Genomic DNA, 12,045 nt, shown 5'->3' with positions numbered 1-12,045 from the left:
CACTTTTTAATCCGTTCCGACGATGAAAAGTGCTCTCACTCACCTCCCCGTTTGGGCTCGCCGGAGCCCGCTCCGTCATTGGCTCCTCATCGCCAGTCTCTCCTCTTCCCTTGCTGTGGCTGAGGTGCGAATGTGGACGGATGTCTCGGGTCGGAAGGTGGAAGCCGAGCTGGTGATGATGCAGGGCGAGTTCGTTTACCTTAAAACGCAGGATGGAAAAACGCACCCCTTTCCCCTCACTCGACTCAGCGCCGATGACATCGCCCTGGCGCGTCGCCTGACTCCTCCGGCCCCCTCAGGGGTAGCGGCGGCACGCCCTGTGAACCTCACGCTCGAACAGGCCGCAGAGCGCCTGGACCGTGTGGTGGAGGCCCACCTGAAGGCCAAGGGCATCAAGCCAAATCCGCCTCTCAATGACGAACAATTTGTTCGCCGTCTCTACCTGCAAACGGTGGGTCGCATCCCGAAATACGAAGAGGCCATGGCCTTCATCGCAGACAAGGACCGCAACAAACGCGCGAAGCTGACGGACCAGTTGCTCACCTCCCCTGGCCACACCAGTCACTTGTTCAATTACTACGCCGACATGCTGCGGCTAAAGACCCGTGTCTCCGAATACATCAGCGGCGCTGCTTACAACCGCTGGGTGAAACAGGCCGTCGCCGAAAACAAACCCTACGACGTCATGGTGAGGGAGATGATGACCGCCAGTGGCAACACGCAGACGAATCCCGCTGCGGGGTATCTCTTGCGCGATTCCGGCATGCTCCTGGATAATCTCTCCGTGACCAGTCAGGTCTTTTTAGGCACGGATATTTCCTGCGCTCAGTGTCATGACCACCCTTTTGATGACTGGACACAAAAGCAGTTTTACCACCTCGCCGCTTACTTTGGCAGCACCCGTTCGGCCCCAGACTACGGCATGTTAAAACAGGGCCTGGCAGATCGCGGTCTCGCCTGGCGGGACAATCTGACCCTGGTGGCAGAAGCAGATAAGTTTCAGCCCATTGATCCCCTCGTCAAACCGGCCGTGCAGCGCTTCCTGCATGCCTCCGCTCATCACATCACGGAAAACCCGAAAAGCGTGATGAAGCTGCCGCATGACTACCAATACAAAGACGGCACACCCGGGGAGGTGGTGGAGCCGAAAGTCCTCTTTGGCAATGCGCCAGACCTAACCAAGTTTGATAACCGCCGCGCCGCCTTTGCCCACTGGCTCACGGCGGATGACAATCCGCGCTTTGCCATCACCGTCGCCAATCGTCTGTGGAAGCGGGCCTTTGGCCGCGCCGTGGTGGAGCCCGTCACGGATGTGAATGATCTCAGCACCGCCGCCATCCCTGGCCTCGTGCAGCTCCTGGGCGAGGAAATGAAACGCCTGCGTTATGACATCCGCGAATTTGAACGCCTGCTTTACCGCACCCGGGCATGGCAAAGGGAGTCCTCCCTGGTCTCCATCGCGCCCGGCGCGTCTTATGACTTCCCTGGGCCTCTGCTGCGTAGGCTCACGGCCGAACAAATCTGGGACTCGGTTTTGACCCTCATTTTGGAGGATCCGGATTACTTCAACGGCCAGCGCGACTACACGGAATGGGAGAAGCTCTACAGCATGGATCGCGGCACCGTCACGGGGAAGGAACTCACAGAACGCTACGCGAAACTGGTAGAACTAAGCAGCAAAGATGGTGGTTTGTTCGGCTGGCCACGCGAGGATGAATCCATGCGCCCCAGCGGCTCGCCCCTTTACATAGATCCCCGCATCAAGGCCTGGCGGCTGTATGGTGATGTTCTCGTGCGTGCCTCGGAAATCACCCAACCCACGGGTGGCGGCCACCTGCTGCGAAATCTGGGCCAGTCCGACCGCGAGCTGGTGGATGCCAGCGTCATGACCGGCTCGGTCCCCATTTCCCTGGCCCTCATGAATGGTCGGGGCAGTCAGGTCATCACGAAGCCTGGTTCCCGCCTTATGAATGTGGTGGATCAACACAAGGCGGATGGCCCCAAAGTGGAGGCCGTTTTTCTCAGCATCCTCAGCCGCCTGCCCTCGCCAGACGAACGCTCAGCCGCTTATAAAACCATCCGCCAAGGTGGCAAAAACGGCTTTGCCGATGTCGCCTGGGCGCTGCTAAACACCCGGGAATTCCTATTCGTCCAATAAACTCATAGGGCACACGCCTTCGGGACGGCAAGACCACGTCTAAGCCACGCCACGCACTATTCGCTTGGCGTCATGCCTTCTCCCGCCTAAGTCAGCGGTGATGAAAGAGAGTTTGGACGGCCGCTTTCCCACCACCCACTGGACCTTAATCCAGCGGTTAAAAAGCGAGGACGCGCAGGTCAGCACCCGCGCTTTGGAAGATCTTTGCCGCCAGTACCACTACCCCCTCTACTGCTACATCCGCCGCCGCGGGCTGGACCATCACGATGCTGAAGACGCCCTGCATGATTTTTTAGCCAAGCTTCTGCGCCTGGATTCCCTCCAGGATACGGAGGAGGCACGCGGTCGCCTACGCGGCTTTCTCTGCACCTCCTTGCACCGCTTCCTCATCAACTGGCATGAAAGCCGCCGCAACAGTACCCAGCGAGTGAAATCCCTGGAGGACCTTTCGGAATCTGAAAAACGCTATCAGATGGAGCATCTCACCGATGCCGACACCCCCGAGCGGATCTTTAACCGCAAGTGGAGCCAGGAACTCCTCAAACGGGTGCTGGAAAGTCTGGATGAAGACTATCAGGCCCGGGGCAAAAGTGCGGACTACCAGGCCCTGAAGCCCATCTTACTCTCCGGCGGCAGCCTGCGCGGGTATGATACCCAGGCCCTCAGCCAAAGCCTCAGCATCACGGAGGGCACCTTACGCATTCGGCTCCACCGCCTGCTCAAAGACTACCGCACCCTGCTGCGCAATGAGGTTCTACAGACCGTGGGCCACATGGATCAGGTGGAGGATGAAATCAGCCATCTGATGGCCGTCTTCCAGAAATGACTGCCACTTCCTAGCTTTTCAAAAAAATATCAGGGGGTGATGCCTCAAACAATCATCTGAAAATCAACCTTTTAGATTCTAGATTGTAATCGTTAGAATTGTTCAAAAGAGCAGTTGCTTGAGCATTGGCGAAAAATTGGTTATGGGTAGGGGTTATGTCGTCCTCCCCCGCTGAAAGTCATCTGCCCGCGACTCAGTGGACGCTGATCGCGCGCCTCCGGCATGGCGATGCTGCAGAGGCCAAACGCGCGCTGGATGAGTTGATCACCCAGTACCGTTACCCCCTATACTGCTACCTCCGGCGGCGCGGTTACCAGCACAGTGATGCGGATGACATTTTGCAGGATTTTCTGATGAAGCTCCTGCGCAATGAAAGCTTCGCCGCTGCCGATGCCTCCAAAGGCCGCCTACGCTGCATGCTGCACGTCAGTCTCGAGCGTTTTGTCATCAGTTGGGAGCGCCTTCACCAGCACCGCCGCCGCGAGGTGAGCGCCGAGGAAGAGGCCCACCCTGGAGACTCCGACAGCGAAAAGCGCTATCAGCATGAAAAATTCCAAGACCACGAAACGCCGGATCAGATCTTCGGCCGCAAGTGGACGCTGACACTCCTGGGCGCTGCCCTAAACCGCGTGGGGGAATTGTACAAAAGCCGGGGCAAAGAGCCGTTGTTTAAAGTCCTGCGCCCCGTGCTCATGGATGGCGGCAGCCTGCGCGGGATCAATGGCCCCCAGATGGCCGAGCAAGTCGGCATGAACTACGGTGCCCTGCGCACCGCCCTCATGCGCATGATGGCCGACTACCAAGAGGCCCTCCAGGAAGAGATTCTGCAAACGGTGGAAGACCCCGCCGCTGCGAAGGAAGAACTGGCCCAGCTCCGCCAAAGTGTTTCTTGAGATCAAACTTTCGGGAATAAGCAATCAAGCGCCCTTCTCGCACGTTTGAAGATTACATCCATCATGAACAAAAAAGCGTTACTTTTCGTGGCCCTGTCCAGCCTCTCCCTCGTCGCCTGCGCGGATGACAAACCCAAGTCCCCTGCCCCTATGCCTAAAACCGAAGTCAACCTAACCGAAGCCGATTGGAAAAAACGCCTCACGGCTGAGCAATACGCCGTCACACGCCAGGCCGGAACGGAGCGGCCCTTTGGTGCCACTTACGAGGAATTTGAAAAGCAGGGTGAAGGCACCTACTACTGCGTTTGCTGCGGGGTGGAGCTCTTCACCTCCAAAGAAAAGTTTCACTCTGGCTGCGGCTGGCCTTCTTTCTATGATGCCTCCACCGCCAAGAATGTACTGGAGCGCCGCGACGACTCCCACGGCATGGCCCGTGTAGAGACGCTGTGCAAACGCTGCGGAGCCCACCTGGGGCACGTGTTTGAGGGCGAATCCGTCTCTGCCAATACGCCCACAAAGCGCCGCTTTTGCATCAATGGCGTGGCCCTCACCTACGTGGAAAAAGGCGGCACCGCCCCGAAACTGCTGGAGCTAACGGACGCCTCCGTGGACAAGAAGAAAGAAGAGGTGGCCAAGGAAGCAGGAGTCGAGGTCAAGAAGCCCTGACCTCAAGCTTGCCACCGCCCCTGCGTGCCCGCTAAAATGCGGGCATGAACCGCAAGCAAATCCTTCGCCTGTGCCTCATCGCCTTTTCCCTCTACTTGCTCAAAGTCGGCTGGGATAAGGTGCAGGATAACGTGGGCATGATGCTCGTCTATTTTCTCGGGCTGGGCATCGTGGCGGGGCTTTTGATCGTGGCCTACGTGCTGCCCTGGTTCGGCGATGCGGTCGGCACAGCGGTGTATTCATCGGGGGAAAAAATCAAAGCCACAGGCAGTGCCAAAGCCGCTGCGAAGATGGCCCAGGGCGACTACGAAGGTGCCATCGAGGAGCATGAAAAAGAGCTGGCGGCAGATCCTAGCCAGACCTTCCCCATTGTGGAAATGGCCAAGATCTGTGCCGATAAATTGGCAGATCCCCAGCGCGCCCAGCGCCTGCTGCAAAACCACCTCCAGGACTATCCTTGGTCACCCGATGATGCCGCGCTGCTACGCTTCCGCCTAGTGGATCTGCAACTGCATCATTTCAAAGACTTCCCCACCACGCGCCAACTGCTGGAGCGCATCATCGCGGATTTTCCCAACACCCGCCACAGTGCCAATGCCCACCACAAGCTGCATGAGCTGGAGCAGGCCGAGTATAAACACCTAACAGAGGAAAGTGGGCGCGCGCATCATCGGCCTTAGCTCGTCACCTGCTCAAGCTCGCCGCCATTGGACGATGTCTTTCCGCTCTCGCTTCCTCCCGTGGCCCAGTCGCTACCCCATGCTGCTGCTCATGCTGGCGGCCATCGTGGGTATCCTAGTTGCCGAGTTTCAGGCCTACACTCCTGGGTTGGGTTTCTGCCTTGTCACGCTTTTGGTTGGGCTGTATTTCGCCTATCGTCCAGGCCTTGCCACGGCCCTGCCACTCATCTGTCTAGGGTTCATCTTTTGGCATTCGCAGCGGTTGGCAGAGACCTTCGGCCATCCCGTGCGGCAGCATCTACTCACCCGCCCCGATACAGCAGAAACGGCCACGGTGCAGGGGCGGTTGTATCCCTGGACTGAAGGGGCCGAGCTGGATCAGGCCACCGCCCTCTGTGAAGTGACGCACCTCAAATGGTCACGGGAGACACAGTTCACGCCGCAGAAACTCAGTGTTAAAGTGCGCCTACCGGAGGGTTACACCCTCGCTACCCCCGGTATCTACACTCTCCAGGGCCGTCTCAGTCTGCCTGCACCGCCTAACAATCCCGGTCAGTTCGATGCCGTCACTTACAGCTTACGCATGGGCTGGGTGGCCACCTTAAAAGCCCAGGAAATCACCCTGGAAAAGGCAGATGCGCTAGCTCTTCGGTTTCGTCTCCTGCATGCAGCGGAAGCCTCCCGGCAGTGGATCACTCAGCGGCTCACTCAGGGCCTGGAGTCTCAGCCTACCCAGGCTGGCGTCATCTTGGCCATGGCTCTCGGTGCCTCCGATGCCGCAGGTAAGGACATTGAAGACGCCTTCCGCGACAGCGGCACCCTGCATGTCTTTGCCGTCAGTGGCCTTCACGTCGTCATGCTGGCCCACATCGCCTCCATGGGCCTCAGTTGGTTAGGCCGCCTACGCCTCAGCATCGTCCTCATCCTCCTCGTCTTTGCGTATGCCTTCATCACTGGTTGGCGCCCTTCCGCCGCACGGGCGGCCTTCATGACGGCCTTTGTTCTCGCGGCACCGCTGCTGAATCGTAAATCCCAGGTCATCAATATCCTGGGGGCCGTGGCCCTGCTGCTGCTCACGGCAGAGACTCACCTGCTGTTTATGCCCGGCTTCCAGCTCTCCTTTTTTGTGTTGCTAGCCATCGTCATGATCGCCTCCGGCCTGCTCACCTTGACCCACGCCTGGTCAGAGCTGGACCCGTATCTCCCACCCACCCTGGCTACCTATGGGCAGCGCTGCGGCTCACGACTTCGCATGTGGGCAGCCGCTTTATTATTCAGCTCCATCGCCGCCTGGTTCGGAAGTCTGCCCTTTTTGTTAGGCCATTTTCAGACCTTTTCACCGGTGGCTCTGGTGTCAAATCTGATCCTCGTGCCTGCATCGGAGCTGTGCCTTCTGCTGTCCTGCATCAGCTTGGTTTTTGCGAGTTTGCACTGGGGCTGGGCTGTCGCGGCGTTTAATCAGCTTAATGCCCACCTCGCCAGTTTCATGGTGGCGGCGGCCACTTGGTTCGCCACATGGCCGGGGGCAAATCATCACGTGAATGTGGTGCAGGTGACTGCGCCGGAGGCCGCGATACAGGTCTTCCAGCTTCCGTTTGGTGGTGGGGCCGCATATTTGGCCAGCGGCTCGCAGCACTGGCTGCTGGATACGGGAAATGAGGATCAGTGGCGGTATGTCGTGCGGCCCTTTCTCCGGCAGGCTGGGGTGGATCAGCTCCAGGGTCTCATCCTCAGCCATTCAGACATCTCCCATGTGGGTGCAGCCCCCTGGGTGCTTGCCGCCCAGGGCAGGCCCACCCTGCACACCAGTCACCTAGAACCCTGGAAGCCCGATCCACCTTTTTCCAGCCTGAAAAAACTCAGCACTCAAGTCCATCCAGACAGCCCCCTCTGGCAGCGCCATGAGCAGGGCCAGACCATCCCCATCGCTCCGTATGAAACCCAACCCATCACCGCTCAAGTCCTGCACCCGGGGCCACGTGACCTCCACGAAAAGGCCGATGATCGTGGTCTGGTTCTCATGATCCACCTCGGGGCCTTTCGCGTGCTGTGGCTCAACGACGCTGGCTTCATCACTGAAAAACGCCTGCTGGAGAAGCCAGACACACTGCGTTGCGACCTTTTAGTTCGGCACCAGCACAGCGCCGACATCGCCGGTCTCACGGAGCTTCTTCTGGCCGCGCAACCACAGGCCATCATCAGCTCCAACGACCGCTACAGCCCTGAAGAAACCCTGCCCCAGCGCCTGCGCGACTTTTGCCAGCAGCAGCAGGTGCCGCTCTTCGATCTGGAGGCGGATGGCAGCGTGCGTCTTGAGATTCAGGGTGCGCAAGCCCAGCTCAAGGCCTTCAAAAGCACACGCTCCATGATCCTCAAGCCACGCCAGCCCTAGGCGATTAAAACACCAAGAGACTCATCTTTGCGGCATGAATTTCAGAGCGGTTCATACCTCGTTCGCTCCATGATTAGCAGCCGTTCGGTCTTCAATTTTGAGCTTTCAAAAGCGCATTCCCTCTCCCCCCAAGAATTGGGGGGAGATGCCAAGGTGAGGGGGTGGTCACAGCCCGCAGAACCTCGTTCGCAAAAGGTGCCCTATTCCTCTAAACGACACCTTCACGCCCTCTGCACGGTCCCTCCCCCGAGCCCTCGTGTGCTCAAGATCATTTAAAATGCCCTAACGAACTTTGAGTTTCTCAAACGCTTCGCCACCTTTGCGCGCGCCCTCCACATACAGACTCATGGCTTGCATGTGTTTCACAAAATCGGCTGCTTCGATCTCGTCTCCCTTCAGCCAATACCCTTCAGGCGTCTGCGTTTTCAGCGCCTGCACGGTTTTATCCACAGCTCCTTTCGCGCGGCTGGTCCAGCTTTTCTCCGTGGTGGGTGCGGCCCGTTTCGCCAGCAGTTCTTCCCGTGGTTTTTTTAGCAGCTCCTTCAGGCGCTCCAGATCACGGCCCACGGTATCCAGCTTAAAGCCGTAATGCGTGGGCAGGTTGCCATCGTCATACACCAGCTCATATGTGTCCTTCACGAAGTAGAGGGGCTTATTCGTCTGCAGCTCATAAAACCGAGCATACTGGCCATCCGGCAGGGCAGATTTTTCATACCAGGCAAAGGCGGCGGGCAGGGGCTTGAGATATTTTTCATCTCCCGTCACCACGTAGAGCTCATGCAGCGTCTCCATGGTACTCAGGCTTTCCCCACCCGTCACACAGGGCGGCTCAAACTTGCGCGCCCACACTGGCTCCATTTGCAGATTGTACTGCTGGGCCCAGCCGGGCTGCGGCTCAGGCATCTGAGCGAGGATAAAAAAATCTCCTGCCTTTTTCGAGGCACTGAGGAAGCGCTCCTCCTGGGTCAACTCATACGCACGTAGCAGCAGTTGGACGATCTTCTGCATGTTGCCATCATTCAGCGTGTAAAAGCCCACGTAGTTCTCTTTGGGAAATTCCCGTGGCCATGCTTTTGGATAGGCCGCCTTCAGCACCGGCGTGCTTGCATCCACCGGGCCCGCATACTGTTGGGGAAATCCGCCGTTCGGGTATTGAGCAGCCAGCAGGCTATCCAGCCCAGCTTTCAGGCTGTCATGCAGGGCGGTCTCTTCCTTGCACTCCGGCAGATGCGCCAGCTCGAGGAGGAAGAGCAAAGCTGACTGCGTTTTATTATCATCCAACGTACTCTGGTAGTGGCGTTTACCAGGTTCCTTATCCCCTGCCAGCACCTGCTGGCGCAGGTGGTAGCGTTTCATGGACTCCTCGGCAAAGTCCATGGCACTTTCCCAGCCACCGCTGGAAAGCTGGCACTCCACGAGGGCGCGGCCTGCTGCTTTGGCCGCCTCTAGAAACTGCGCATCCCCCGTGGCCTGATAGGCCTTCACCAGCGCCAGGCCCACCGTCGTGGTGCCATGTGGCTGGATGGAAATGACCGTCTTCGACTTCTTATGCTCCGTCATGCCCAGGCTCAGATCCTTGGTCCAGGAACTGGCATAGCCCCCATGCACAGCCAGTTTTTCCGTGTAAAAAGACGTCGCTTTTTTCATCGCCGCCGTCACCACGGCGGGCTCAGGCAGGGGATCGGCGGCCAGGGCCACTAAGGGCAGGAGGAGGCAGAGAAACTTTTTCATGGAAGGTTGGGCGGTCCATGGCTGAACGCCTTTGCCGTCTCCATTTCATCACGAATGTTGTTTTTTAGCGCAAACGCGCCTCATCTCGAACCCACGAAAAAGGGCAAACCTCAAGCCCGGCCCCTTGGGACCTGACTCAAAATTTGCCCTTTGTCAGAGGCAGATCACCCATCATTCGATGCCGAGGTAATCCAGCAGCACTTCATCAATGATCCCCGTCGGTTCCAAACCGTTGTCAGCCTGGAAATTCGCGATCGAAAGGCGAGACATCGGACCGATGTCACCATCCAGAGGGCCGTCGTAGTAGCCCAAGTTTGCCAGGGCTTCCTGCACGGAGTAGTCCAGCGAATTCACTGGGGAATACGTCAGATTCACATAACTAGCTGGGGCGTAGCTGCGAGAGCTGTAATAAGACACACCGGGCGTCTCATAGTAGTAGGACACGTTCGGCGGGCCGAAATACCAGCCCAGACCGCGCCAGCCCTGCCCATGGCACAGCCGGTAGTGACTGCGGGGATAAGAGCGGTAGGCCTCATGACGGTCAATCCGTGCGAAACGCGACGAGTCGGTAAAGTGGCGATGACCGCTGTGGGCGGCAGCCACCACGCCTGGGCGGCGCCCAGGATAGGCTTTTTCATAAGGCGTCAGCGGGCGGCTCACCGAAGGGCGCTGCACGCTTGGGCGGGTGATCGTAGGCCTATCCGAACCGGAACCTGGGCGTGTCACAATCGAAGGCCGCTTGGGTATGCTAGGACGCGTCACGGAAGGGCGGCTAGGGACGCTGGGCCGGGTCACTGAAGGCCGCTCTGGCGTGGGGCGGGTGGTCACCGTCGGCCGCTGGGGGCTGCGTCCCGGGTAGGCCTTTTCATAAGCGGTCTTTGGCCGCACCACCGTGGTGGGGCGGGAGACGGAAGGTGGGCGCTGCACGCTGGGCCGGCTCACTGTAGGGGGGCGCTGCGGCGTGCTGGGCCGGGAGACGGAGGGGCGTGGGGCCGAAGGACGTGCCGCAGGGGGGCGGCTAGCAGAGGGGGTGGGCCGGGAAGGCGATGGGCGGCTAGGGGCAGCAGGCCGTGCTTGGCTGGGGGCCCGCTCACGACGCGAATCCTCCCGGGCAGCCTGGGAGGCCATGGGCGCTCCTACCACCAGAGCGGCCAGCAAGACCGCCACACCGGAGCCCAGATTCAGGGAAAAAAGTTTTAGTTTCATCCCTCACTCTGACGCACAGGCCCACGCTTGCATTCAATCCTTTGTGCCGATTTTTCCTACCCACCACTCCAGCCTAGGCCTTGCGCCGTAGCACAGCCACCCAGCGGTCCACGGATTTCCCTGGGGCATCCGAAAGGGCACGGGAGGCTTTGTTGCGCTTATTACTCACCACTTCCATGCCCAGCGCTTCCAGGGCTTTGAGGGCCAGTTTGTGCTCCACATCGAAGTAACTGGTGATGACCAGCATGCCATCGGGTCGGAGTTTGGCGATGCCTTGGTCAAAGATCTTTTTCCACAGCTCCTGCCCGTGCCAGAAGTTCTGATGACGCAGGAAGACGAGGTTGAAGTCATCTCCCAGTTCCTTGTGTTGATCCATCTTCGTCGCGTCCTCGATGAGAAACTTCGCCGGCAAATGGGCGTGCTGCTCACGCGCTTGGCGGATTTCGCGGATGCGGATGTCCGCGCCGATCATTTCTACCTGGCCGCCGGGAGTGAGTTCCTGGCCCACGGAGACCAGCGTTTCCGCCTCATCGCAGCGTCCGCAGGCGAGGTTGAGGATGCGCAGATCATTGGCAGCTTTCAGGTTCGGCTGCAGACTTTCCCGCAGCAGGCCTTTCAGCTTCGCCATGTCTTGGGCGATGGACGGTGGCAGCGACGTAGAGGCATGGACCAGGAGGGAATCTCCGGCCGGGGATGCCTGCGGCGTGCTGAAAGGCTCGTTCATGGGCGAATTGGAACATCATCCAGGCTCTCTGGCAAGTGGGCTGACGAGGGCAAAAAAAGGCCTCGAACGGCAGACAGTGGCGAATTTGGCATGGATGTCGCGCGTCTGGGAAAGAGTGTGTGCCTGCCGTTTAGGCTTGTGCTGGATCTGCCCACCCTGATAAAGATGCCTCCCATGCGCTGTTTTTCACCCCTGATTTTCCTGCTCGGTTCCGGGCTGGCACTTCATGCGGAGGAGTCCCTGGCCCCGAGGGCTGAGATCTGGCAGTCGCCCTGTGAGATCCTGTGTACGAATCTGACCAAAGCCATCCAGGAGCGGCCAGACCTGATGGTAATGCGGCTGGAGGATGCCCTGGTGATCAATGAAGCCTGCGCGGCGGAGATCGTCACTGCGGCCATGGATGCCGTGCGGGCCAAACCAGCGCTGGTGCAGGAAATCCTCAACACGGCCCTGAAAGTGGCTCCTTCCCGGTCCAGCCTGGTGATGAACGCCGTGCGCAGCTACACCCCAGCGAGTGAGCGGGTGGTGGTGCGGGAGGAAGTCCGCCGCGCTGAGGTGGCCCCCGTGGGAACATTGTTCGAGGTGCGACGGGCCGAGGTGGCCCATACCAGCCAGCCGCAGGCGATCGAAGAAGTGCGCCGCGCCGAAGTACCTGCACTGAGGGCGATCGAAGTGGAAGCCCCCACCCCTGCCTCAGGCGAATACATCCAGGAAGAAATCCGCCGCCCCGAGATCACCCTCATGGCGCGCCCCCGGTCCTGAGAGCGTG

General features: G+C 59.3%; 10 protein-coding genes. 7 read left to right on the top strand and 3 right to left on the bottom strand.

Annotated elements, in window-relative coordinates; genetic code table 11:
- Positions 1-22 precede the first annotated feature (22 nt).
- The 6 genes from HNQ64_RS02575 (at position 23) to HNQ64_RS02550 (ending at position 7,615) form a co-directional block, all read left to right on the top strand.
- Positions 23-2,158, top strand: coding sequence for a DUF1549 domain-containing protein (locus tag HNQ64_RS02575; RefSeq protein WP_184205001.1), 2,136 nt, complete (start codon positions 23-25; stop codon positions 2,156-2,158).
- A gap of 100 nt (positions 2,159-2,258) precedes the next feature.
- Positions 2,259-2,984 (top strand): RNA polymerase sigma factor, encoded by a 726-nt coding sequence (locus tag HNQ64_RS02570; RefSeq protein ID WP_184204998.1) that lies wholly within the window; start codon positions 2,259-2,261, stop codon positions 2,982-2,984.
- A gap of 155 nt (positions 2,985-3,139) precedes the next feature.
- Positions 3,140-3,877, top strand: a complete 738-nt coding sequence (locus tag HNQ64_RS02565) for an RNA polymerase sigma factor (protein ID WP_184204995.1) — start codon at positions 3,140-3,142, stop codon at positions 3,875-3,877.
- A 63-nt stretch (positions 3,878-3,940) separates the two neighbouring features.
- Positions 3,941-4,543: a peptide-methionine (R)-S-oxide reductase MsrB gene (gene msrB / locus HNQ64_RS02560; RefSeq protein ID WP_221305314.1), complete on the top strand. Its 603-nt coding sequence runs from the start codon at positions 3,941-3,943 to the stop codon at positions 4,541-4,543.
- Between the two features lie 44 nt (positions 4,544-4,587).
- Positions 4,588-5,223: a tetratricopeptide repeat protein gene (locus HNQ64_RS02555; protein ID WP_184204993.1), complete on the top strand. Its 636-nt coding sequence runs from the start codon at positions 4,588-4,590 to the stop codon at positions 5,221-5,223.
- Between the two features lie 34 nt (positions 5,224-5,257).
- The gene (locus HNQ64_RS02550; protein ID WP_184204990.1) at positions 5,258-7,615 is read left to right on the top strand and encodes a ComEC/Rec2 family competence protein; all 2,358 of its coding nucleotides are present in this window, start codon (positions 5,258-5,260) and stop codon (positions 7,613-7,615) included.
- Between the two features lie 282 nt (positions 7,616-7,897).
- Here the strand turns inward: HNQ64_RS02550 and HNQ64_RS02545 are convergent, their stop codons facing one another.
- The 3 genes from HNQ64_RS02545 to HNQ64_RS02535 form a co-directional block, all read right to left on the bottom strand.
- Entirely contained in the window at positions 7,898-9,346 is a 1,449-nt protein-coding gene (locus HNQ64_RS02545; protein WP_184204974.1) for a pectate lyase, read from the bottom strand.
- 171 nt (positions 9,347-9,517) lie between these two features.
- Positions 9,518-10,552, bottom strand: coding sequence for a peptidoglycan-binding domain-containing protein (locus HNQ64_RS02540; RefSeq protein ID WP_184204971.1), 1,035 nt, complete (start codon positions 10,550-10,552; stop codon positions 9,518-9,520).
- A 73-nt stretch (positions 10,553-10,625) separates the two neighbouring features.
- Positions 10,626-11,276, bottom strand: a complete 651-nt coding sequence (locus HNQ64_RS02535; RefSeq protein WP_184204954.1) for a methyltransferase domain-containing protein — start codon at positions 11,274-11,276, stop codon at positions 10,626-10,628.
- Between the two features lie 174 nt (positions 11,277-11,450).
- Here HNQ64_RS02535 and HNQ64_RS02530 point away from each other — a divergent pair, with 174 nt between their 5' ends.
- Positions 11,451-12,038 carry a hypothetical protein gene (locus HNQ64_RS02530; protein WP_184204951.1) on the top strand — a complete coding sequence of 196 codons (588 nt, stop codon included), beginning with the start codon at positions 11,451-11,453 and terminating at the stop codon, positions 12,036-12,038.
- Positions 12,039-12,045 lie beyond the last annotated feature (7 nt).

This window comes from Prosthecobacter dejongeii (assembly GCF_014203045.1).
GTDB classification, from domain to species: Bacteria; Verrucomicrobiota; Verrucomicrobiia; order Verrucomicrobiales; family Verrucomicrobiaceae; genus Prosthecobacter; species Prosthecobacter dejongeii.
This window is presented reverse-complemented; position numbering and strand designations above follow the sequence as displayed.

Bases quoted from the DNA above. Each gene is read 5' to 3' on its own strand.
- HNQ64_RS02575 (WP_184205001.1), top strand. From the start codon at position 23: ATGAAAAGTGCTCTCACTCACCTCCCCGTTTGGGCTCGCCGGAGCCCG.
- HNQ64_RS02570 (WP_184204998.1), top strand. From the start codon at position 2,259: ATGAAAGAGAGTTTGGACGGCCGCTTTCCCACCACCCACTGGACCTTA.
- HNQ64_RS02565 (WP_184204995.1), top strand. From the start codon at position 3,140: ATGTCGTCCTCCCCCGCTGAAAGTCATCTGCCCGCGACTCAGTGGACG.
- msrB (WP_221305314.1), top strand. From the start codon at position 3,941: ATGAACAAAAAAGCGTTACTTTTCGTGGCCCTGTCCAGCCTCTCCCTC.
- HNQ64_RS02555 (WP_184204993.1), top strand. From the start codon at position 4,588: ATGAACCGCAAGCAAATCCTTCGCCTGTGCCTCATCGCCTTTTCCCTC.
- HNQ64_RS02550 (WP_184204990.1), top strand. From the start codon at position 5,258: ATGTCTTTCCGCTCTCGCTTCCTCCCGTGGCCCAGTCGCTACCCCATG.
- HNQ64_RS02545 (WP_184204974.1), bottom strand. From the start codon at position 9,346: ATGAAAAAGTTTCTCTGCCTCCTCCTGCCCTTAGTGGCCCTGGCCGCC.
- HNQ64_RS02540 (WP_184204971.1), bottom strand. From the start codon at position 10,552: ATGAAACTAAAACTTTTTTCCCTGAATCTGGGCTCCGGTGTGGCGGTC.
- HNQ64_RS02535 (WP_184204954.1), bottom strand. From the start codon at position 11,276: ATGAACGAGCCTTTCAGCACGCCGCAGGCATCCCCGGCCGGAGATTCC.
- HNQ64_RS02530 (WP_184204951.1), top strand. From the start codon at position 11,451: ATGCGCTGTTTTTCACCCCTGATTTTCCTGCTCGGTTCCGGGCTGGCA.